Source organism: Subtercola boreus, from assembly GCF_003399645.1.
Lineage (GTDB): Bacteria > Actinomycetota > Actinomycetes > Actinomycetales > Microbacteriaceae > Subtercola > Subtercola boreus_A.
The window spans coordinates 192,122-214,731 of sequence record NZ_NBXD01000014.1; the positions used below are offsets into that span (position 1 = coordinate 192,122).

Here is a 22,610-nt window from a genome sequence, read left to right on the forward strand (position 1 = left end):
GCGCACATCGAAAGTCGCCGGGCGCAAGGGGTTGTCGGTGAGGCCGCCCGTACCGGAGTCTGGGTTGTATGCACCCCCACCCGCACTCCGGTCGTTGACCGTCGCGCCGAGACCGTCGGGCCTGTTGTCACCCGGTGTCTCCGTCGTCATTCCGGTCAAGGATGACGCACCGGCCCTCGACCGGTGCCTCGAGGCGCTCAGCCGACAGACACAGCCGGCGGCCGAGGTCATCATCGTCGACAACGGCAGCAGCGACGACTTACGTGAGGTGACCGAGCGGTGGGGGGCCCAAGTGCTCCACGAACCCGAGCCGGGAATTCCGGCGGCCAGCACCACCGGCTATGACGCGGCCCGCTACAGCGTGATCGCCCGGCTCGACGCCGACTCGGTGCCGCCGCCGGACTGGATCGCCAGCGGACTGCGCGCCCTCGAGGGCGCTCCGCTCGCGGCTGCCGTCACGGGCCCGGGTGACTTCTACGACGGTCCGAAGTACGGTTCGCGGATGCTCGCGGCCCTGTACCTCGGAGCGTACTTCTCGAGCATCCGGCTCGCCGTGGGTGAGACACCGCTGTTCGGTTCGAGCTTCTTCCTGCGCGCCGAGGCGTGGCGGGCGGTCAGATCGTCGGTGCACCGCTGGGGCACGACCCTACACGATGACCTCGACCTGACGATCCACCTGACGCCGGAGCACGCGATCGTCTACGATCCGTCGGTGCGGGTGGGCATCTCGTTCCGGCCGTTCGCCAAGTGGAAGACGTTCGGCCTGCGCCTGCACCGCGGGTTCGTGACGCTGGCGGTTCACTGGCCGGGCGACTCGGCGCTGCTGCGGATGCGGCGCCGCATCCTCGACCGCCTCCCCGGCGAGAACACCGATGACGACAGGCTGCCCAGCCCGATGGCCTGAGCCGCCCTCTCGGACGGGCCGGCAGGGCGGGCCCCGCCCTAAGATCGAGAGATGACCGAACGAGTGGTGCGTTCTCCGCTCGACGGCAGCTATTCGGCGGCCGAGGTCTTCCGGGTGCTGCACGGCGACGACACCGACGTGTTCTGGCTCGACGGTGGCCAGACCAGCCTTGTCGGCAGGGGGGAGCCCTGGTACCCGGGCACCGCCTCCGATCAGAAGGGCGGCGTTCTCGAGTCGCTTCGTACTGCGCTGGCTGCGCCGGCGGACCGGGCGGCGGGGGCTGACCGGGCGGCGGGGGCGGACCGGGCGGCGGGGGCGGACCGGGCGGCCGGAGCGGACGTGGGTGCCCCGGCGGGAGTGCGGGCCCAAGCGATGCTCGGGTTGGTCGGCTGGCTCGGCTACGAGGTGCTGGGTGAGACCGTGGGTGCTGACGCGCTGTCGTTCTCGGCGCATCGGAGCTCGCCGCACCCGGACGCGGCGTTCCTCCGGGTGGATCGTGCCGTCGCCGTCGCTGCAGGGGGAAGCGCCGAGCTGCTCGCCGCGGGTGACGCCTGGGAGGGCGACCTCGAACAGTGGCGCCGCGTCACCGTCGAGCGCCTGGCCGCGGTCGCCACTCGCCCAGACTCCGACCCCGACTCGACGGCCGCCGCCGCCCCCATCCCGACCGCCGCCTCGGCCTGCACCCCCGCCCCCTCCCGTGTCACGGCACCGCATCGCCTGGCGCAGTGGCGGGAGACCGACGCCGAGTACCTCGCCAACATCGCTGCCTGCCAGGATTCCATCCATGCCGGTGATGCTTACGTGCTCAACCTCACCACCACGGTCACCGTCGCCGCGGCACCCCGCACCACCGCTGGCGCGCAGCCCGCTCTCGACCCCGTGGCGGTGTACCGCGCGCTGCGGCGCACGTCGCCGAGCGAGCACGGCGCTCTGCTGCGCATCGGTGGGGTCAGCCTGCTCAGCGCCTCTCCCGAACTCTTTCTCGACATCAGCGCCGACGGCCACGTTCGCACGTCACCCGTCAAGGGAACGCGTGCCCGAGCCGATCATCCTGAAGCCGACGCCGCACGCGCGGCCGCGCTAGCAGCCGACGTCAAGGAACGCGCAGAGAACACGATGATCGTCGACCTCATGCGCAACGACCTCACTCGCATCTCGGTGCCGGGTAGCGTGCACGTGACGAGCCTGCTGACGGTGGAGACCCATGCCCACGTGCACCAGCTCGTGAGTACTGTGGAGGGCCAGCTGCCTCCGGGGTCGGGAGTGGTCGACGTTCTGCGCTCCACCTTTCCGGCCGGCTCCATGACGGGCACGCCGAAACGACGCGCGGTGGAGATTCTCGACCGGCTGGAGGGTCGCGCCCGCGGCCTGTATTCCGGCGCCTTCGGTTTTCTGGGTGCCGATGGCAGCGCGGAGCTGGCGATGACCATCCGTTCGATCGTCATCGACGACCGGGGGGCGACGATCGGTGTGGGAGGAGGCATCACTGCGCTGTCGAACCCGGTCGACGAGCTCGCTGAGGTCAAACTGAAGGCGGCTGCGCTGCTCGAGGCCCTGGATGTCGCGGCGACCTGATCGAGACAACCAGTGCGTCCTCTCGGCGCCCACGACCTGTCATCCGGTTGTCCAGACGCACTCTCCGCACGATCGTCGCCCTGCACGCGCTCATGAAGGAGAAGGGCGATGGGGCGAAGAAGATCTGGATCACCGAGTACGGTTCTCCCACCAACCTGCACATCCAACAGCAGTAGTCCGACCTCGTCGTCTCGGGCCTGAGCTGCTGGAACGAACTCGCCTTCGCCGGACCCTTCCTTCTCTACACCGCCCGCGACGGAGCCACGGCTGCCGATTCCTTCGGCGCCGTCACGAACGCGTTCACCCCGAAGACGGTGCTCTGGGCGGTGCAGTACCTGCAGAACGCCGGCATGCCCTCGCGAGACGAGGCCAAGACCTTTGCGGCGAACGTCGACACGGCTCTGGGAGCATCCGTCTCCCCGGTCTATCCGCTCGGCGGTGGCTACACCCAGGAGTTCGAGAACGGTTCGCGCTACCTCTCGGGCAAGGGCTGGTTCAGCTCGCCCCCGGCGGTGGCGACTCTGGCACGCGCCTACCGGATCGTTCCCCTGGGCGCGCTGGTGGGCGGCCGCCAGGATTTCGATGTGGCCGACGGTTTCGCCGTCTTCTCCTCGCCGGCCACCGGGACGCACGCGGTGTACGGCGCGATCCGGCACTCCTATATCGCCCGCCTCGGTCTCGCGACCTCCGACGAGTACGCCTGGCAGGGCACGACCAGTCGCGCGGTCGACTTCCAGAACGGGCGCATCGTCTGGTCGCCGACCACCGGCCCCGTCGTCTCGCTGAAGAGCTGACGGGGCTGCCGTCGAGGGATGCTCGGGAGTAGCATTCCGGCATGACAACCTTCACCGACCGGCCGAACACCGCTCTCGTCGTGATCGATGTGCAGAACGGCGTCGTGGGCACGGCGCACGAGCGCGACACCGTGATCGCCCACATCGGCAGCCTGGTGGAGCGGGCGCGGGGCGAGGGTGTGCCGGTCGTCTGGGTGCAGCACCAGAGCGACGAGCTGCAGCCGGGCAGCCCCGGGTGGGAGTACGTTCCCGAACTTGTGCGCACGGATTCCGAGCCACTGGTGCACAAGCAGCACGGCGATTCCTTCGAGGGCACCCAGCTCGAGGAGGTGCTGGCCGCCGCCGGGGTCGGTCGCCTGGTGGTGACCGGAGCGCAGACGGATGCCTGCATCCGGTCGACGATCCACGGCGCGTTCACGAGGGGGTACGACGTCACCCTCGTGGGCGACGCCCACACCACGGAAGACCTCAGCGAGTGGGGTGCGCCGACCCCCGACCAGGTCATCGCGCACACGAACCTCTACTGGCAGTGGCAGTCGGCGCCCGGCCGCACGGCGGAGGTGGGGGAGACCGCCACCGTCTCGTTCGCGGGAGCAGCGTCGTGACGCACGACCCGGGCGGCCCCAGCCGCGGGGGCCTGCCCACCCCCGGCGGCCTGCCCACCCCCGTCGACCCGGTGGGGCTGTACCGCAGCACGGCCTTCGCGCAGGGGATGATCGCGCCGGCCGGCCGCACGCTCTACGTCGGCGGGCAGAACGGCGCCGACTCCTCCGGCGCCCTGCTCGAGGGGCTGAAGGCTCAGACCGAGCAGGCGTTCCGCAACGTGCTGGGGGTGCTCGCGGCATCCGGAACCGGCCCCGAATACGTCGTCAGGCTCACGATCCACGTGGCGCCGGGCATCGACCCGACCGACGGCTACGCCGCGACCGGGGCCGTCTGGGGCGAACACCGAACCGCTGTGACAGTGCTCGCGGTAGCGCCCGCCCGCCCCGGCGCCCTCGTCGAGATCGACGCCGTGGCGGTCATCCCCGACTGACCGCGCCCGCGCCGTTTCCAAAGCGCCGGTCGCTGGCGTCCGCCGTCGCCGCGCTGGTTCCGAGCGCGACCGAGCGAGGAGAAAGCAAGCGTTTGCGATAAATCGTGCAGAGTTCATCCCAGGCGCTACATTGAGCGTCGTGACACTTATTCCGGGCACTCAGCCCCCCGCGAACCTCGAGGCCTATGCCGCCGTGCTCTTCGACCTCGATGGGGTTCTCACCCCGACGGCCGACCTCCACATGAAAGCGTGGAGCGCACTGTTCACGGCCTATCTGGCGGAGCTTCCCGATGCCCAGCCCTACACCGACGACGACTACTACACCCACCTCGACGGCAAGAAGCGCGACGACGGCGTCTCAGCCGTGCTGGCCTCGCGCGGCATCGAGTTGCCGTTCGGCAGCCCGGACGACGACGAGAGCGCCGAAACGGTGAGCGGGCTCGGCAATCGCAAGAACGCCGAGTTCACCCGCATCCTGCACCGCGACGGCATCGCCCCCTACCCGGGCTCGAAGGCGCTGGTCGACGACCTCAGAAGCCACGGCGTGCCGGTCGCGGTCGTCTCGAGTTCGAAGAACGCCCGCTGGGTGCTCGAGGCCGCAGGCCTGCTGCCGTACTTCAGCGTGATCGTCGACGGGGTGGTCGCCACGGAGGAGGGGCTGCCGGGTAAGCCCGCGCCCGACCTGTTTCTCGACGGTGCGCGAAAGCTCGGGGTCACACCGGCCTCGAGCGTGGTCTTCGAAGACGCCCTGGTGGGCGTCGCGGCCGGCCACGCCGGAGGCTTCGGCCTCGTCGTGGGCGTCGACAGGGGAGCGGGGCAGCAGGCCCTCCTCGACGCCGGAGCGAGCGTCGTCGTCGACGACCTCGCCGTCTTCGTGCGCACGGGGGCCGGGTCGTGAACCGGGGTTTCGACCGCGACCGGTTCCCGGTCGACCCGTGGGCCCTCCGCGAGGTCTCCAGCTCGACGTCAGACGTGGCTCTCACCGAGACGCTCTTCGCGATCGGCAACGGCTATCTCGGCATGCGCGGCAACAACGTGGAGGGGCGCAAGGCCCACGAGCACGGAACGTTCATCAACGGGCTGCACGAGACATTCAAGATCCACCACGCCGAGGATGCCTACGGTTTCGCCGAGGTCGGCCAGACCATCGTCAACGTACCCGACAGCAAGGTCATGCGGCTCTACGTCGACGACGAACCGTTCTCCATCGGCGACGCCGACGTGCTCGAGTACGAGCGCTCGCTGAACTTCCGTGAGGGTGTGCTGCGCCGCACCGTGCTCTGGCAGACGCCCTCGGGCAAGCTCGTGCAGATCGTCACCAGCAGAATGGTCTCCTTCTCCGACCGGCACCTGGCCGTGATGACGATGAACGTCACCGTGCTGAACGCCGACGCCGCCCTGGTCATCTCGAGCCAGTTGATCAACCGCCAGGACGGTCACGACAGCGACGCGGACGGCGTGCATCCGGATGCCGCGGCCAGAGACCCCCGGCGCGCCGAACGGATCGCAGACCGGGTCTTCCGCCCCGGTGAGTACTGGCAGGAGGGCTCGCGCAGCGTGCTCAGCTACCGCACCAACAACTCGCGCATGAGCATCGCGGTCGCGACCGATCACACCATCGAGACCGAGAACGAGTACGACGTCGAGCGGTTCGTCGAACCCGACATCTCGAAGGACGTCTACGCCGTGCGTGCCCGTCAGGGCGCGTCGGTGAACCTGACGAAGACGGTGAGCTACCACACCTCGCGGTCGACCCCGACACGTGAGCTGATCGACCGCTGCGCCCGCACCCTCGACCGCACCGCCGCGGAGGGCGTCGCGGCGCAGTTCGACAAGCAGCGCCTCTACCTGGCCGACTTCTGGGAGCGTTCCGACGCCGAGATCGTCGGGCGTGACGATCTGCAGCAGGCCGTGCGCTGGAACCTGTTCCAGGTGGCCCAGGCGGCGGCCCGCGCCGATGGTCTCGGTATCGCTGCGAAGGGAGTGACCGGCAGCGGGTACAGCGGTCACTACTTCTGGGACACCGAGATCTACGTCATCCCGTTTCTCGCCTACACGAACCCGATGTGGGCGCGCAACGCCCTCCGCCAGCGCCAGTACCTCCTCCCGGCGGCGCGCAAGCGGGCCCAGACCCTCAGCGAGGGCGGGGCGCTCTTCCCCTGGCGCACGATCAACGGTGAAGAGGCCTCCGCGTACTACGCGGCGGGCACGGCCCAGTACCACATCAATGCCGACATCACCTATGCGCTGGCGAAGTACGTGCGCGCCACCGGCGACCTCGACTTTCTCGCCTCCGGCGCGATCGACATCGCGGTCGAGACGGCCCGGATGTGGGCGACGCTGGGGTTCTGGCGGAGCAATGGCGAGGACAAGTTCGAGATCCACGGCGTGACCGGCCCCGACGAGTACACGACGGTGGTCAACAACAACCTCTTCACGAACGTGATGGCGCGGTTCAACCTTCGTTACGCGGCCCAGATCGTCGCCGAGCTCACCGAGACCCGTCCGGCCGCCGCCGCGAGCATGCGCGAACGGCTCGCCCTTGCCGACGGTGAAGTCGTGGAATGGGAGCGGGCCGCGGCAGCCATGTTCATCCCGTATTCGGATGCCCTCGCGGTGCATCCGCAAGACGAACACTTCCTCGAGCGCGAGGTCTGGGACCTCGCGAACACCCCTGCCGTGCAGCGTCCCCTGATGCTGCACTTCCATCCGCTGGTGATCTACCGCTTCCAGGTGCTCAAGCAGGCCGACGTCGTGCTCGCCCTCTTCCTGCAGGGCGACGAGTTCAGCCTGCAGGAGAAGACGTCGGACTTCGACTACTACGACCCGTTGACCACCAGCGATTCGACGCTGTCGAACGTCGTGCAGTCCATCATCGCGGCCGAGATCGGCGACGAGCGCCTGGCCATGGAGTACTTCATCCACACTCTGTTCGTCGACCTCAGCGACCTGCACGGGAACACCGCCGACGGGGTGCACATTGCGTCGGCGGGTGGCGTCTGGAACGCGCTGGTCTCGGGGTTCGGCGGCATGCGCGACCACGACGGCCTGCTGAGCTTCGACCCGCGTCTTCCCGAGGAGTGGCCCGAACTGCGTTTTCGACTCACCTGGCAGGGCAGCCGCATCCTCGTCACAATCACCGCGACCTCGCTGGTGGCCCGGATGCTCGAGGGCGACGAGAGCGTCACGTTCTCGGTGCGCGGCGACGTGCACGTGGTCGGTCCGGAGGCTGAGGTGCGGGTCGCCCTCTCCGGGCAGGGGCCGGTGCGCCGGGCCAACACCCACCGTGCACCCCACCGCCGCGAAGACGGCTCGGTCATGACGCCGTCGCTGCCGACCGGCCCCATCATGCTGCCGACCGGGCTCGAAGACACGCGCTGACGGCTGACGGCTGACTCGCCCCGGGTGCAGACTGGGTTGCAGACACTGGGTTGCAGACACTGGGTTGCAGACACTGGGTTGCAGACACTGGGTTGCACACAGTGGAGTGCACACAGCCGGGTGCATACAGTGGAGTGCACACGCGGGGAGGCCGGATGGATGCCGATGTGATCATCGTGGGAGGCGGGCTGGCCGGCCTCGTCGCCTCGAACGAGCTGGTGCGCGCGGGCAAGCGCGTGGCGATCGTCGAGCAGGAGAACCGGGCGAACCTCGGCGGCCAGGCCTTCTGGTCGTTCGGCGGCATCTTCCTGGTCGACACCCCCATGCAGCGAAGATACGGGGTCAAGGACTCGCTCGAGCTCGCCTGGCAGGACTGGCAGGGCAGCGCCGGCTGGGACCGACTGGCCGGCGACCTGCCCGAAGACGAGTGGGCGACGAAGTGGGGCCGCGCCTATGTCGAGTTCGCGGCGGGCGACAAGCGGCCGTGGCTGCAGGAGCAGGGCGTGAAGTTCACCCCGCTGGTCGGATGGGCCGAGCGCGGCGACGGCAGGGCCGGCGGCCACGGCAACTCGGTGCCGCGCTTCCATGTGCCGTGGGGAACCGGCACGGGAATCTCCGAGCCGTTCGCCGACAAGGCCCGTGCGGCGGCGGAGAGCGGCCTGGTCACCTTCCACTTCCGCCACCGGGTCGACGGACTGATCATGAAAAACAATACGGTCACGGGGGTGCACGGCACCGTTCTCGCGCCCGAGGAGGCGGCCCGGGGCGTCACGTCGAACCGAACGAAGGTCGGTGAATTCGAGCTGACCGCCCAGGCAGTGGTGATCGCCTCCGGAGGCATCGGCGGCAACCACGACCTCGTCAGGAAGTGGTGGCCGAAGCGGTTGGGCACACCGCCCAGAACCATGATCACGGGAGTTCCGAAGCACGTCGACGGGCGGATGCTCGACATCGCCGACAGCGCGGGCGTTCGGCTGGTGAACCGTGACCGCATGTGGCACTACACCGAGGGCGTCGAGAACTGGAATCCGATCTGGCCGGGCCACGGCATCCGCATCCTGCCCGGCCCGTCATCGATGTGGTTCGACGCCCTCGGCCGGCGTCTGCCCGCCCCCGGCCTGCCGGGCTACGACACCATCGGCACCCTGGCGCTGCTGCGCAACACTCCCGACATCCAGCAGTACGACCATTCGTGGTTCATTCTCGACCAGAGCATCATCAAGAAGGAGTTCGCGCTGTCGGGGTCGGAGCAGAACCCCGACATCACCGACCACGACCTGAAGCTGCTGCTGAGAAGCCGGCTCGGAAGAAGTGCCCCGCCGCCGGTGGAGGCCTTCAAAGACAACGGTGCCGACTTTGTCGTCGCCGACACCCTGCGGGAGCTCGTGGCGGGCATGAACGACCTCACCGACGAACGGTTGCTCGACTACGCGGAGATCGAACGACAGATCGTGCAGCGAGACGCGGAGCTGGCCAACGCCTACGCGAAGGACGCGCAGGTGGTCGGCATCCACAACGCCCGCCGCTACCTCGGCGACCGGCTGTTCCGCGTGGCTAAACCGCACCGCATCCTCGACCCCGTCCACGGTCCGCTGATCGCGGTGAAGCTGCACATCATCACGCGGAAGACGCTCGGCGGCATCCAGACCGACCTCGACGGACAGGCGTTCACGGCCGACGGGTCGCCCCTTCACGGCCTGTACGCCGCGGGCGAGGCGGCCGGGTTCGGTGGCGGCGGGGCACACGGCTACAACGCCCTTGAGGGAACCTTTCTCGGCGGCTGCATCTTCACGGGTCGTACCGTCGGCCGCTCCCTCGTTCGGCGACTCTGATGCCGCAGGCGTAGGAGTTCCGTATGGATTCACGCACCGTGCGTTAGGGAAGCGTTAGGACCGTAAAAAGCGTGGCATCACGGGTGTCTAATCATGTGCTGTACCTGTGAGCGATCGAAGATCTTCGACTGACTCCTGCCTTCTCACCCGGATGGAGTTCTCCGTGCTTGACGTGTTTTTCGTAGCGGGCATCATCGTGCTGTTCGCGATCGTCGCCCTTGTGGCCAAGGGGGTCGAGAAACTGTGATCGTCTTCACCGTTCTCGCCGCCGCGCTGGCGGTGGCCTCTCTGGGCTACCTCGTGTACGCCCTCGTGAAACCGGAGCGTTTCTAGCCACAATGGACACTTTCTTCGCCATTCTGCAGGTCGCGACCCTGGTGTTGCTGCTTGTACTCATCCATCGCCCGCTCGGCGACTACATGGCCCATCTCTACACGAGCCGCAGGGACCTGAAGGTCGAGGGAGGGTTCTACCGCCTCATCGGCGTCGACTCCCAGGCCGAGCAGACCTGGCGCGCCTACCTGCGGAGCGTTCTGGCCTTCTCCCTCGTGGGAGTGCTCATCCTGTATGCGATGCAGCGCCTGCAGGCCGTGCTGCCCTACTCGCTCGGCATGCAGCCGATTCCCGAGGGCCTGTCGTTCAACACCGCGATCTCGTTCGTCACCAATACGAACTGGCAGTCGTACTCGCCCGACGTCACCATGGGCTACAGCGTTCAGCTCGCCGGTCTGGCCGTGCAGAACTTCGTCTCGGCCGCTGTCGGCATCGCGGTCGCGATCGCCCTGGTGCGGGGTTTCGCCTACAAACGATCGGGAACGATCGGGAACTTCTGGGTCGATCTCACCCGCGGTGTGCTGCGGCTGCTCCTGCCCCTCTCGATTCTGACGGCGATCATCCTCATCGCGGGTGGCGTCATCCAGAACTTCAACGGCTTCACCGACGTGACGACCCTGACGGGCGGCACCCAGTCGATTCCCGGCGGGCCGGTGGCCTCACAGGAGGCGATCAAGGAACTGGGTACGAACGGTGGCGGTTTCTTCAACGCCAACTCCGCACACCCCTTCGAGAACCCGACCGCCTGGACGAGTCTGCTCGAGGTCTTCCTCCTTCTCGCTATCCCGTTCAGCCTGCCGCGCACCTTCGGAACCATGGTCGGCGACAAGCGCCAGGGCAACGCGATTCTCGCGGTCATGTCGACGATCTTCCTCGTCTCGCTCTCGGCGCTGTCGATCTTCGAGTCGATCGGCGGCGGCTCGGCACCCCAGGCCGCGGGGGCGGCGATGGAGGGCAAAGAAGACCGATTCGGCATCTTCGGCTCCACGCTGTTCGGAACGGCCAGTACGCTCACCTCGACCGGTGCGGTCAACTCGATGCACGACTCGTACACCGCCCTGGGCGGCATGATGCCGATGCTGAACATGATGCTCGGCGAGGTGGCACCGGGTGGAGTGGGATCGGGTCTCTACGGGATGCTGATCCTCGCCGTGATCGCCGTCTTCATCGCCGGCCTGCTGGTGGGTCGTACGCCCGAGTACCTCGGCAAGAAGCTCGGCCCGCGCGAGATCAAGCTCGCCAGCCTCTACATTCTCGTCACCCCCACGCTCGTGCTCGCCGGCACCGCGGCGAGCTTCGCGATACCGGCCATTCGCGACGATGTCACGACGACGTCGATCTGGAACCCGGGCATCCACGGCCTCTCCGAAGTGCTGTACGCCTTCACGTCGGCCGCGAACAACAACGGGTCTGCGTTCGCAGGCCTGACAGCGAACACCCCGTGGTTGAACACGGCCCTGGGTGTCGCCATGCTGCTCGGCCGGTTCCTGCCGATGGTTCTCGTTCTGGCGCTCGCGGGGTCGCTCGCCGCACAGGACAAGATTCCCGCCACCTCCGGCACCCTGCCGACCCACCGCCCGCAGTTCGTGGGCCTGCTGGTCGGCGTGACGGTCATCATCGTCGCCCTCACGTACTTCCCCGCAATCACGCTAGGACCGCTAGCGGAAGGACTCCAGTAACAGCCATGTCGACACTGACACCGACCCGTTCCTCCGAACCGAGCCCGACAGAGACTCACCACCCGAAGACGGGTGGCGGCGCCTTCAGCGTCGGCCAGCTCGTTGCGGCGACTCCCGGCGCGCTCGCGAAGCTCGATCCGCGCGAGATGTGGCACAACCCCGTGATGTTCATCGTCGAGATCGGCGCCGCCCTCACGACGGCCCTGGCCATCGCCGAGCCGTTCATCGGCGGCCCCGAGCAGTCCGGCGGGGCCGCGGTACCGGGCTCGTTCACCTGGGGTATCGCCATCTGGCTCTGGCTGACGGTGGTCTTCGCGAACCTCGCCGAATCCGTGGCCGAAGGCCGTGGCAAGGCCCAGGCCGACAGCCTGCGGAAGACGCGCACGAGCACCTCTGCGAACAGAGTCACCCGCTATGACGAGAAGGCCGACGCCTCGGCCGACAACAGCGCGACGCAGGTCGTCTCCTCGGCCGACCTGACCCTCGGCGATGTCGTCGTGGTCACGGCCGGCGACCTGATCCCCGGCGATGGCGACATCGTCTGGGGCATCGCCAGCGTCGATGAATCCGCCATCACGGGTGAGTCGGCCCCGGTCGTCCGCGAGTCCGGCGGTGACCGAAGCGCCGTCACGGGCGGCACCCGCGTGCTCTCCGACCGCATCGTCGTTCGCATCACCTCGAAGCCCGGAGAGACGTTCGTCGACCGGATGATCGCCCTGGTCGAGGGCGCTTCGAGGCAGAAGACGCCGAACGAGATCGCTCTGAACATCCTGCTCGCGAGCCTCACCATCGTCTTCGTCATCGTCACCCTTACGCTCAACCCGATCGCGAGCTACGCGGCGTCTGCGGTCAGCCTGCCGGTGCTCATCGCTCTGCTCGTGTGTCTCATCCCCACGACGATCGGTGGTCTGCTCTCGGCGATCGGCATCGCCGGCATGGACCGGCTTGTCCAGCGGAACGTGCTCGCCATGTCGGGCCGCGCGGTCGAAGCCGCCGGTGACGTGACGACACTGCTGCTCGACAAGACCGGCACGATCACCTATGGCAACCGGCAGGCCGCGGAGTTCACCCCGCTGGCCGGGGTGCGAATGGATGATCTGCGGTACGCCGCCGCCGTCAGCTCTCTCGCCGACCCGACCCCCGAGGGCAAGTCGATCGTCGACCTCGCGGCCCAGCAGGGATTCAACCGCAGCGTGGTCATCCCGGGCGACATCGTGCCGTTCACGGCGCAGACCCGCATGTCGGGGCTCGACCTGCCCGACGGCTCTCAGATCAGAAAGGGTGCGGGTTCGTCTGTCACGGCCTGGGTGGAGGAGTCCGGCCGCCTCGCCAGCAGTGAGCACGCCGAGCTCGAAGAGAGCATCGAGCGCGTCTCCAACGCCGGCGGCACTCCGCTTGTGGTCGCCGGCAAAGACGCACAGGGTGAGGCCCGCGTTCTCGGCGTGATCTACCTGAAAGACGTGGTGAAGGAGGGGATCGCAGAGCGCTTCGCGGAGTTGCGCGAGATGGGCATCCGCACCGTCATGGTGACCGGCGACAACCCGCTGACCGCCGCCGCGATCGCGAAGGAGGCGGGGGTCGACGACTTTCTCGCCGAGGCGACGCCCGAGCAGAAGCTCGCTCTGATCAGGCGCGAGCAGGAGGGCGGCAACCTGGTCGCGATGACTGGTGACGGCACGAACGACGCCCCGGCTCTCGCGCAGGCCGATGTCGGGGTCGCGATGAACACCGGAACCTCCGCTGCGAAGGAGGCCGGCAACATGGTCGACCTCGACAGCGACCCGACCAAGCTGATCGACATCGTGCGGATCGGGAAGCAACTGCTGATCACCCGCGGCGCCCTGACGACGTTCTCGATCGCGAACGATGTGGCCAAGTACTTCGCGATCATCCCCGCGATGTTCGCCGGTATCTTTCCCGGGCTGCAGGTGCTCAACATCATGGTGCTGCACTCGCCGGCCTCGGCCATCCTCTCGGCCATCATCTTCAACGCGATCATCATCGTCATCCTGATTCCGCTGGCGCTTCGCGGCGTGAAGTACCGTCCGCTCAGCGCATCGCGCGTACTGAGTCGCAACCTCCTCGTCTACGGCGTGGGCGGCGTCATCGCCCCGTTCGTGGGCATCAAGATCATCGACCTGCTGGTCAGCGTCATTCCGGGCTTCTGAGCGTCGCCCGACAGGAAAGGTTTCACATCATGAGTACCACTTCACGCACCGCCGGGCGCCAGTACTGGGTCGCCCTCCGGGCGATGATCGTCTTCACCGCCGTGCTGGGCGTCGCCTACACCCTGCTGATCACCGGCATCGGGCAGCTCGCGCTGCCGGCGCAGGCTAATGGGTCCCTCGTGCGGTCCGGCGATGCCGTCGTCGGATCGGCGCTGATCGGGCAGTCCTTCACCGACGCAGACGGCAACGCGCTGCCGGAATGGTTCCAGTCCCGCCCGTCGGCGGCCGGCGACGGTTACGACGGCGCGGCGTCCAGCGGCAGCAACTACGGCCCCGAGAATGCCGACCTCCTGGCCGCGATCGCCGACCGGAAGGCTGCAATCGTGGCATCCGATGGAGTGACCGAAGACCAGATCCCGGCCGACGCGCTGACCGCATCCGCGTCGGGACTCGATCCGCACATCAGCCCCGAGTACGCTCAGCTTCAGGTCGAACGCGTCGCGGCGGCCCGTTCGCTGCCCGTGGAAGAGGTACAGAAGGTGGTTGACCGTGCAATCCAGGCCCCCGACCTCGGCTACCTCGGCGAGCCGACCGTCAATGTGCTGCAGCTCAACATCGCGCTGGCCGAGCTGGCCGGTTAGGCAGCGACACACGAGATGAAGCGGGGAACATTCCGGGTGCTGCTGGGTGCGGCACCCGGGGTCGGCAAGACCTACAGCATGCTCGAGGAGGGCCGTCGCCTGAAGGGCGAAGGCAGAGACGTCGTCGTCGCGATCGTCGAGACGCACGGCCGCAAGGGAACCTCCAGCATGCTGCTCGGTCTCGAGACCGTTCCCCGCACCGTCTCTGTGCACCGTGGCGTCGAGCTCACCGAGATGGACCTGCAGGCCGTTCTCGCCCGGAAGCCCGACGTGGCTCTCGTCGACGAGCTGGCCCACACCAACGCGCCCGGATCGACGAACGTCAAGCGCTGGCAGGATGTCGAGACCCTGCTCGACGCCGGCATCAGCGTCATCTCGACCGTCAACATCCAACACATCGACTCGCTGACCGACGTCGTGGAGCAGATTACCGGCGCCCCGCAGCGCGAGACGGTTCCCGACAGCGTGCTGCGATCGGCCGAGCAGATCGAAGTCGTCGATCTGGCACCGCAGGCTCTCCGGGACAGACTCGCCGGGGGCTTCGTCTACCCCGCGACCCGGATCGACGCCGCGCTGTCGAACTACTTCCGGCTCGGCAACCTCACCGCGCTGCGGGAGCTCGCTCTGCTCTGGCTGGCCGATGAGGTCGACAGTGCCCTGAAGAACTACCGGCGCGAGCACGGCATCCAGAACAAGTGGGAGGCCAGGGAGCGCGTCGTCGTCGCACTGACCGGGGGACCCGAGGGGGAGACCCTCATCCGCCGGGGCGCGCGCATCGCGGCGAGATCGGCCGGGGGGCAATTGCTCGTCGTGCACGTCTCCAGCGACGACGGTCTGCGCGATGCGAGCCCCGGGGCCCTCCTCGCCCAGCGGAAACTCGCGGAGACCCTCAACGGTTCGTACCACCAGGTCGTCAGCGACGACATCCCGCACGGCCTCGTCGAGTTCGCCCGGGCCGAGAACGCCACCCAGCTCGTCATCGGGGTGAGTCGCCGCAGTCGGCTCAGCGCTCTGCTCACCGGGCCGGGCATCGGTGCCACGGTCATCCGTGAGTCGGGCGACATCGATGTGCACATCGTCACCCACGCTGCCGCGGGTGGGCGGTTCGCGCTGCCGCGGCTCGGGGGAGCGCTGACACGCAAGCGCCGGTTGCTCGGCCTGGCCATCGCGCTGGGCGGCGGGCCGCTGGTCACGTGGCTGCTCGTCAGCCTCCGGTCGGATGACTCGATCACCAGCGACGTGCTCACCTACCAGTTGCTCGTGGTCGTCGTCGCGCTGGTCGGCGGGTTCGGGCCGGCCCTGTTCGCGGCCCTCCTGTCGGGACTCACGCTCGACTTCTTCTTCGTCGACCCGGTCTACACGATCACGGTGACCGAGCCGGTGCATCTCTTCGCCCTCGGCCTGTACGTCGTCAACGCCGTTCTGGTGAGTGTCGTCGTCGACCAGGCCGCGCGCCGATCCCGTGCCGCCACGCGCGCTGCTGCCGAGTCGGAGCTGCTCGCCACGGTCGCCGGCAGCGTGGTGCGGGGACAGGACGCGCTGCAGGCGCTCGTCACCCGCACCCGTGAGGCCTTCGGGCTCAGCTCCGTGAGGCTGCTCATCGACGGAACGGTCTCGCACAGCGACGGCGAGTCCACCGGGTCTGACGAGATCACCGTGATCCCGGTCGGCGACCACGCTCAGTTGGAGCTGCACGGCGGCGATCTGGCGGCATCCGAACGTCGCCTGCTCACCGTCATCGCGACCCAGCTGGACGCCGCCCTCGAGTACAGCGACCTGGCCGAGACCGCTGGCGAGGTCGCGCCGTTGGCCCAGACCGACAGGGTCAGGAGCGCCCTGCTCGCCGCGGTCGGGCACGACCTCAGGCGTCCGCTGACCGCCGCGACCGCTGCGGTCGGGGGGCTGCTGGCCACTGACGTGACGCTGGCCGAGCCCGACCGACTGGAACTGCTGACGACGGCGCAGGAGAGTCTGGACACCCTCTCCCTGCTCGTCACCAACCTGCTCGACGTCACCCGGTTGCAGGCGGGTGCGCTCGCCGTGTTCCTCAGCTCCGTCGATGTGGAGGACATCGTGCTGCCCGCCATCGACGAGCTCGGTCTCGGCCCGGACACCGTCGAACTCGACCTCCCCGAGACCTCCCACCCCGTCACGGCCGACCACGGCCTGCTGGAACGGGTGGTGGTCAACCTGCTCTCGAACGCCGTGCGGTTCTCGCCCGCCGGCAAGCGTGTTCTCATCTCGACGAGCGAGTTCGCCGGCACCGTCGAGATCCGCATCGCCGACCAGGGGCCGGGCATCGCGCCGGAGCGCCGCGAGGAGATCTTCGTGCCGTTCCAACGGCTGGGCGACACCGACAACCTCACCGGCCTCGGCCTCGGCCTCGCCCTCTCGAAGGGGTTCGTCGAGGGCATGGGCGGCACCCTCGAAGCCGATGACACCCCCGGGGGCGGCCTCACCATGGTCATCGCCCTTCCCGCCGCCCGAACCCCAGCCCCCGAACCGATGCCGGAGCTCACCCCGTGAAAATCCTGGTCGCCGACGACGACCCCCAGATCATCCGTGCCCTCACCGTCACTCTTCGCGCGCGCGGCTATGACATCGTGACCGCCGAAGACGGAGCGGGGGCGCTGAACCAGGCTATCGAGCACCACCCCGACCTGATCATGCTCGACCTCGGCATGCCGAACCTCGACGGTATCGACGTCATCCACGGCATCCGCGGCTGGTCGACAGTGCCCATTCTCGTCGTCTCCGGCCGTACGGGAGAGGCCGACAAGGTCGAGGCTCTGGATGCCGGCGCCGACGACTACGTCACCAAGCCGTTCAGCATCGACGAGCTCCTCGCCCGCATCCGTGCCCTGACCCGCCGGGTGCTCACCGTGGAGGATGCGCCCCTCATCACGTTCGGGACGGTCACCGTCGACCTGGTCGGCAAGCACATCTACCACGGCAGCATCGACGAGCCCGACACCATCCGGCTCACGCCGACGGAGTGGGCCATCCTGGAGGTTCTGCTCCGCAGCCCGGGAAAGCTGATCACGAGAGACGCCCTGCTCACCGAGGTGTGGGGTGTGCACCACACGAACGACTCGGGATACCTGCGCGTGTACATCGCTCAACTGCGCAAGAAGCTCGAACCGGTGCCGGCCCAGCCCCGGTACCTCATCACCGAGTCGGGGATGGGGTACCGGTTCAACCCCGATCGCATCGCGTCGGAGCGGCCGGCCGAGTCGCAGCGACCCGCTCAGAGCGGCGAGCGTTAGAAGTCCGTCAAGGAAGCGTAGGAACCTCGTTAGTGCTCTGGAATGAGCCCGAACACGCTTCTAGCCTGAGGAGATGACCCAGTTCCACTCCCTCTCGGCGGCCGCCCACCGGGCCAGGACGCCCAGAACCGTGGCCCGCGCCACGGAGCATTTCCTCGAAGGCCCGCACCCCTGGGGGAGCGTCGACGTTTCGCCGACCGGGCGAACCACGTGGAACCGCACCCGCCTGACCGTCTTCCCCCCGGGCACCAACCGCGGCGAGAGGCGGGCCCTGCAGTTCTACCGCACCTGGCCCGTGGCCGGCGCGGTCATCGGACTTCTCACCTTCCTGGCACTCGACTCGTGGCCCCCGATGGCGGCGACCGCGATGGTGCTCGGCGTGTACGTGGCCGGCTTCGTGGTCGCCCTGCGCCTCACGACGACGCTCCGCCCCGGGCTGCGGCGGCTCACAGTGATGTCGATCCCCGTCGGCGGCCGGTTCGAGACCGTGGGCGACGTCGAGTACTTCGACCACGCCACCGACCGCCTGCGGACGCTCGACACGCTGCGCGAGCGCGGTCTGCTCAGTCCACTCGAGTACGAGGCGGGATGGGCCGAGATCTACGATGCGATCCCCGAACAGACCCTGTACCGCAGAACGCTGCGCAGCCGGACTAATCCCGCAGGATGAACTCGAACGCCGCCCGGGCGCGCTCGGCGCTCGGTGTCTCGTCGTTGATGAGGTCGGCATAGGTGAACGACTCAGCGATGCGCACGAGCAGGTAGGCGAGATCGTGGTCGGGCAGGGCGAACGCCGTGTGCCCGGCCGTTCTCTCCTCGCGAACAAGTGTCTCGACCACGGCGAGGAACCGCCGCTGCACCTCGCTGCCGGTGGTGGTCAGCAGGCGAAGCGCCCGGGCCGGTTCGCGGCGGAGGAAGACCCGGAAGTAGTCCGCCACGATCAGGTCGTCGACGAATATGGACAGCAGGGTGCAGATGCGCTCTGCGCCGCTCTGGTTCGCCGCCGCGCTGTCGGACTGGTCGAACGTCGGCACCGCGAGTGACCAGAGCACCTCCGACAGCAGCGCATCGCGGTTGCCCACCCAGCGGAAGAGCGAGGTGCGCTCGACCCCGAGACCGGCGGCCAGCTCGCCCATGTCGATGCGTTCGCCCGCGATGAAGAGCCTGCGCGCGGCGACGAATGCCCGCTGCGCGTCGGCGTGGGAGGCGGCACCCTCAGCAATGCGGCGTGACAGGGCCGTCGGCACGAGGGCCGTGCCCACCTCGCCCAGCGAGCTGCGGGGGACGCCCGGGGCCCGGCCGTGCAGGATGCCCAGGGCCTCTTCGCTCGTCATGTCCGGCACTCTATCGTTGGCTGGGAAGGCGTGCAACATTTTGCAGAATGATGCATAGTGGAGGGAGGCGCCCGAAGAAGGGCTGTCGACCAAGCAACGGAGATGGTCACATGACGATGAACCTGGCAAGCGATTTCTACTACTTCCAAGACGAACTGAGCGACCGTGAGAACGAGTCGGTGGCGAGCATCCGGAGCTATTTCGAGACGAACGTCACACCGATCGCCACGGACTACTGGGCGCGGGCCGAGTTCCCGCACCACCTCATTCCCGGCATCGCCTCGCTCGGGCTGTTCGGTCCCGAGTGGGAGGAGTCGCGGCAGTTCGAGAGCGGCGCGGTCTACCGAGGCTGGACCGGGCTCGAAATGGCCCGCGTCGACGCATCGCTCAACACCTTCACGGGAGTGCAGAGCGGGCTGGCGATGGGGTCGATCGGGGTCGGCGGCTCCGACGAGCAGCGTGCCGAGTGGCTGCCGCCCATGGCGACCGGAGAGGTCATCGGGGCGTTCGGTCTGACCGAGCCGCTGTCGGGCTCCGACACCGCGAAGGGGCTCCGCACCACGGCCGAGCGGCGCGGCGACTCCTGGGTGCTGAACGGCGAGAAGCGCTGGATCGGCAACGCCACCTTCTCCGACATCGTCATCATCTGGGCGCGGGATGCGGCCGACGGGCAGGTCAAGGGTTTCATCGTGCCCACATCGACGCCGGGGTTCTCGGCCACGAAGATCGAGAACAAGCAGAGCCTGCGCATCGTGCAGAACGCCGACATCGTCATGACGGAGATGATCGTCCCCGAAGAGAACCGGCTGCAGAAGATCGATTCGTTCCGCGACCTTGCGGTCATCCTGAAGCTGACCCGGGCCGGGGTCGCGTGGCAGGCGGTCGGCAACTCGATCGGCGCCTACGAGGCAGCCGTCGCCTATGCCGGCGAGCGGGTGCAGTTCGGCAAGCCGATCGCCGCCCACCAGCTCGTGCAGGACCGGCTCGCGGGGTGCCTGGCGAACATCACGGCGAGCATCGCACTCTGCGTGCGGGTATCGAAGCTCCACGACGAGGGTCGGCAGGCCGACCAGCACTCCGCGCTCGCGAAGGCGTTCGTCACGGCAAAGGCCCGGGAGACGGTCGCGTGGTCTCGCGAGGTTCTCGGCGGCAACGGTATCGTGCTCGAGTACGGAACCGCCAAGCCGTTCGCCGACGCCGAGGCGATCTACTCGTTCGAAGGCACCCGGGAGATGAACACGCTGATCGTCGGGCGTGCCATCACCGGGCACGCCGCGTTCGTGTGACGGGCGATCATCCCCTCTCCGTCGACCACGACAGCCACTCTTTCACCTCCCGTCCCAGACCCGCACATCTCTCACCAGGAGCACACATGACCGACCACCGCACCGCCATCGTCACCGGAGGCGCCAAGGGCATCGGCAGAGCCGTCGCCATCCGGCTCGCTGCAGACGGGTTCGCGACAGCCGTCATCGACCTGCGCGAAGAAGACACGGCCGCCACCGTGTCGGCGATCGAGGCGGCGGGCGGCCTGGCGCTCGGCGTGGGCGCAGACGTGTCGAATTCGGAGGATGTCGCGCGCGCGGTGGCGACCGTGGTCGACCGGCTCGGTGCACCGACGGTTCTGGTCAACAATGCGGGCATCCTGCGCGACAACATGCTGTTCAAGATGACGGATGGCGACTGGGACTCCGTGCTGGCGGTTCACCTGCGCGGCGCGTTCCTGATGACCCGGGAGGTGCAGCGGCACCAGGTCGCCGCGAAGTGGGGCCGCATCGTGAATCTCTCGAGCACCTCCGCTCTGGGCAACCGCGGCCAAGCGAACTACGCGGCGGCGAAGGCCGGACTGCAGGGCTTCACGAAGACGATCGCCATCGAGCTCGGGCCGTTCGGCGTCACCGCCAACGCGATCGCGCCGGGCTTCATCGCCACCGACATGCTGCGGGCCACGGCCGACCGCCTCGGCATCACCTTCGAGGAGTTCCTCGACGGCGCGGCGAAGGAGATCCCGGTGCGCCGTGTCGGCACGCCCGACGACATCGCGGCCGCCGCCTCCTTCTTCTGCTCGGAGGCGGCCGGCTACGTCTCAGGCCAGGTGCTGTACGTGGCGGGTGGGCCGAAGGCCTGAGCCTCGAGCCGCGGCCGGTCGGCCGCCTCGACGTTCGTGCCATTTCGGCCGAGGATTTGTGCCGCGAGCGGCGGCGGCGGCATGCTTCAGCTATGGATGAGAAGAACGTCGACCTGGGCGAGCAGCGCGAGTGGGATGCGCGCTACGCCGACCTCTCCCAGCTCTGGAGCGGCCGGCCCAATGCGACGCTCATCTCCGAGGCGACGTCGCTGAACCCCGGCCGGGTGCTCGACGTGGGTTGCGGCGAGGGTGCAGACGCGCTCTGGCTCTCGGAGCAGGGCTGGCAGGTGACGGCGCTCGACGTGTCGAAGGTCGCACTCGACCGTGCCGAGAGCGAGGCCGCGGCGCGCGGGCAGCATGTGACCTGGTTGCACGCCGGTCTGCTCGAAGCCGGGATCGAACCGGGCAGCTTCGATCTGGTCTCGGCGCAGTACCCGGCCCTCGCCCGAACGGCGGGCGACCTCGCCGAACACGCCCTGCTTGACGCTGTGGCGCCCGGCGGAACCCTGCTCGTGGTGCACCACCCGCGGGCCACGACGGACGAGGCGGCGAAACACGGCTTCGACCCCGACGACTACGTCAGCCCCGCGAACGTACGCGCGCTGCTCGACGCCACCCTCGCCGCCCACCCCGGCGACTGGGTGATCGAACTCGACGAGACAAGACCCCGCCACGTGGCATCCGGCGCCGGCGCCCACCACACCGAAGACATCGTCCTGCGCGCCCGGCGCCTCGCCTGACCCCTCCTCCTCCTCCTCCCGCCGCCGCCTCCCGCTCCGCCCGCTGCTGGCCCGCTCCGCCCATCGGCTCCCGCTCGGGGGTTTCGCTCCGAGCCGGGCACCGGCATCCGGGGCGCTATATAGTCGTCTATACAAGACGAGGAGCAACCCATGACCGTGACATCGATCGACATCGATCCCGTCGAACTCCGTACGGCCCGTGCGCTCGCTGGTGCCTCGAGCAACCGCGAAACGGTCGACCTGGCGCTGAAGACGCTCATCGCGATCCGTCGCCAGCCTGACGTCGTGAGCCGCATCATCGCACGCGAGTTCTCCACAGAACAACTCGACCCCGGCACCGTTGCTCCGCGGGGAGACTAGGCTCACCGCGCGTGAGCACCTATCTTGTCGACAACAGCATCTGGCAGAAGGCCGGCCGCAGCACGCGGATCGCCCATCGACTGACCCAGCTGTCGCCGCTGCACCTGTTCATCACCTGTCCGCCTCAGGTTCTCGAGTACTGTCACTCTGCCCGCACCGCTGCCGAGTACGCCGAGCTGCGGAGAGACATGGATGACCTGCTGCCCGCCCATGTGCACCCGAGCGCTGCCGATGCTCTCGACATCCAGCAGGCCCTCTGGAGAACCGGGCGGATGCGCGCCGCCGCCGCCTTCGACTGCCTCATTGCTGCCTATGCCCGGGTCAACGGCGCGATCGTGCTGAACAATGACCGGGACTTCGGCTACATCGCCGACGCCGTGGGCGAGAGCTTTCACCAGGAATACGTGCCCGAATAGCCCCGGCGCGGCACCGCGGGGGC

Annotated in this window: 23 protein-coding genes; 22 read left to right on the plus strand and 1 reads right to left on the minus strand. The window is 68.3% G+C overall.

Annotated elements, in window-relative coordinates; all coding sequences use genetic code 11:
• The first annotated feature begins 64 nt into the window (after positions 1-64).
• From B7R24_RS07025 to B7R24_RS07095, 17 genes are all read left to right on the plus strand, one after another.
• Complete coding sequence (locus tag B7R24_RS07025) at positions 65-904, plus strand: glycosyltransferase family 2 protein (RefSeq protein WP_172582739.1); 840 nt, start codon at positions 65-67, stop codon at positions 902-904.
• Positions 905-955: 51 nt separating this feature from the next.
• Positions 956-2,479 carry an anthranilate synthase component I family protein gene (locus B7R24_RS07030; RefSeq protein ID WP_253259316.1) on the plus strand — a complete coding sequence of 508 codons (1,524 nt, stop codon included), beginning with the start codon at positions 956-958 and terminating at the stop codon, positions 2,477-2,479.
• 47 nt (positions 2,480-2,526) lie between these two features.
• Positions 2,527-2,655, plus strand: coding sequence for a hypothetical protein (locus B7R24_RS18300; RefSeq protein WP_301182467.1), 129 nt, complete (start codon positions 2,527-2,529; stop codon positions 2,653-2,655).
• 150 nt (positions 2,656-2,805) lie between these two features.
• Positions 2,806-3,273: an LGFP repeat-containing protein gene (locus B7R24_RS07035; RefSeq protein ID WP_147303991.1), complete on the plus strand. Its 468-nt coding sequence runs from the start codon at positions 2,806-2,808 to the stop codon at positions 3,271-3,273.
• Between the two features lie 41 nt (positions 3,274-3,314).
• Entirely contained in the window at positions 3,315-3,878 is a 564-nt protein-coding gene (locus tag B7R24_RS07040; protein WP_116418251.1) for a cysteine hydrolase family protein, read from the plus strand.
• Positions 3,875-4,309 carry a RidA family protein gene (locus tag B7R24_RS07045; protein WP_253259317.1) on the plus strand — a complete coding sequence of 145 codons (435 nt, stop codon included), beginning with the start codon at positions 3,875-3,877 and terminating at the stop codon, positions 4,307-4,309. Before B7R24_RS07040 ends, B7R24_RS07045 begins: the two co-directional genes overlap by 4 nt.
• A gap of 139 nt (positions 4,310-4,448) precedes the next feature.
• Entirely contained in the window at positions 4,449-5,207 is a 759-nt protein-coding gene (locus B7R24_RS07050; RefSeq protein WP_253259318.1) for an HAD family hydrolase, read from the plus strand.
• Positions 5,204-7,690, plus strand: a complete 2,487-nt coding sequence (locus tag B7R24_RS07055) for a glycoside hydrolase family 65 protein (protein ID WP_116418252.1) — start codon at positions 5,204-5,206, stop codon at positions 7,688-7,690. The genes B7R24_RS07050 and B7R24_RS07055 overlap by 4 nt, the downstream gene beginning before the upstream one ends.
• A 155-nt stretch (positions 7,691-7,845) precedes the next feature.
• On the plus strand, positions 7,846-9,522 hold the full coding sequence (locus B7R24_RS07060; RefSeq protein WP_116418253.1) for an FAD-binding dehydrogenase: 1,677 nt from the start codon (positions 7,846-7,848) through the stop codon (positions 9,520-9,522).
• Between the two features lie 106 nt (positions 9,523-9,628).
• Positions 9,629-9,769, plus strand: coding sequence for a hypothetical protein (locus tag B7R24_RS17570; protein ID WP_172582740.1), 141 nt, complete (start codon positions 9,629-9,631; stop codon positions 9,767-9,769).
• The gene (kdpF, locus tag B7R24_RS07065; RefSeq protein WP_116418254.1) at positions 9,766-9,855 is read left to right on the plus strand and encodes a K(+)-transporting ATPase subunit F; all 90 of its coding nucleotides are present in this window, start codon (positions 9,766-9,768) and stop codon (positions 9,853-9,855) included. The genes B7R24_RS17570 and kdpF overlap by 4 nt, the downstream gene beginning before the upstream one ends.
• Before the next feature lie 5 nt (positions 9,856-9,860).
• Positions 9,861-11,534: a potassium-transporting ATPase subunit KdpA gene (gene kdpA / locus B7R24_RS07070; protein WP_116418255.1), complete on the plus strand. Its 1,674-nt coding sequence runs from the start codon at positions 9,861-9,863 to the stop codon at positions 11,532-11,534.
• A 5-nt stretch (positions 11,535-11,539) separates the two neighbouring features.
• On the plus strand, positions 11,540-13,702 hold the full coding sequence (gene kdpB / locus B7R24_RS07075) for a potassium-transporting ATPase subunit KdpB (RefSeq protein ID WP_116418256.1): 2,163 nt from the start codon (positions 11,540-11,542) through the stop codon (positions 13,700-13,702).
• A 29-nt stretch (positions 13,703-13,731) separates the two neighbouring features.
• On the plus strand, positions 13,732-14,343 hold the full coding sequence (kdpC, locus tag B7R24_RS07080; protein ID WP_116418257.1) for a potassium-transporting ATPase subunit KdpC: 612 nt from the start codon (positions 13,732-13,734) through the stop codon (positions 14,341-14,343).
• Between the two features lie 15 nt (positions 14,344-14,358).
• The gene (locus tag B7R24_RS07085) at positions 14,359-16,869 is read left to right on the plus strand and encodes a sensor histidine kinase (protein WP_116418258.1); all 2,511 of its coding nucleotides are present in this window, start codon (positions 14,359-14,361) and stop codon (positions 16,867-16,869) included.
• Positions 16,866-17,609, plus strand: a complete 744-nt coding sequence (locus tag B7R24_RS07090; RefSeq protein WP_116418259.1) for a response regulator — start codon at positions 16,866-16,868, stop codon at positions 17,607-17,609. The genes B7R24_RS07085 and B7R24_RS07090 overlap by 4 nt, the downstream gene beginning before the upstream one ends.
• Before the next feature lie 73 nt (positions 17,610-17,682).
• A complete protein-coding gene (locus B7R24_RS07095) occupies positions 17,683-18,279 on the plus strand; it encodes a DUF6611 family protein (protein WP_116418260.1) in 597 nt (198 codons plus the stop codon).
• Here the strand turns inward: B7R24_RS07095 and B7R24_RS07100 are convergent.
• Positions 18,263-18,943, minus strand: a complete 681-nt coding sequence (locus B7R24_RS07100; RefSeq protein ID WP_172582741.1) for a QsdR family transcriptional regulator — start codon at positions 18,941-18,943, stop codon at positions 18,263-18,265. The genes B7R24_RS07095 and B7R24_RS07100 overlap by 17 nt on opposite strands.
• Positions 18,944-19,053: 110 nt before the next feature.
• On the opposite strand from B7R24_RS07100, the gene B7R24_RS07105 reads away from it, so the two are divergent.
• The 5 genes from B7R24_RS07105 to B7R24_RS07125 all read left to right on the plus strand — a co-directional run bounded on the left by B7R24_RS07105 (position 19,054) and on the right by B7R24_RS07125 (position 22,587).
• The gene (locus B7R24_RS07105; protein ID WP_116418261.1) at positions 19,054-20,229 is read left to right on the plus strand and encodes an acyl-CoA dehydrogenase family protein; all 1,176 of its coding nucleotides are present in this window, start codon (positions 19,054-19,056) and stop codon (positions 20,227-20,229) included.
• A gap of 86 nt (positions 20,230-20,315) precedes the next feature.
• Entirely contained in the window at positions 20,316-21,071 is a 756-nt protein-coding gene (locus B7R24_RS07110; protein WP_116418262.1) for an SDR family oxidoreductase, read from the plus strand.
• 92 nt (positions 21,072-21,163) lie between these two features.
• On the plus strand, positions 21,164-21,811 hold the full coding sequence (locus tag B7R24_RS07115) for a class I SAM-dependent methyltransferase (RefSeq protein WP_116418263.1): 648 nt from the start codon (positions 21,164-21,166) through the stop codon (positions 21,809-21,811).
• Positions 21,812-21,961: 150 nt separating this feature from the next.
• Positions 21,962-22,171 (plus strand): type II toxin-antitoxin system VapB family antitoxin, encoded by a 210-nt coding sequence (locus B7R24_RS07120; protein ID WP_116418264.1) that lies wholly within the window; start codon positions 21,962-21,964, stop codon positions 22,169-22,171.
• Positions 22,172-22,182: 11 nt separating this feature from the next.
• Positions 22,183-22,587: a PIN domain-containing protein gene (locus tag B7R24_RS07125; RefSeq protein ID WP_116418265.1), complete on the plus strand. Its 405-nt coding sequence runs from the start codon at positions 22,183-22,185 to the stop codon at positions 22,585-22,587.
• Positions 22,588-22,610 lie beyond the last annotated feature (23 nt).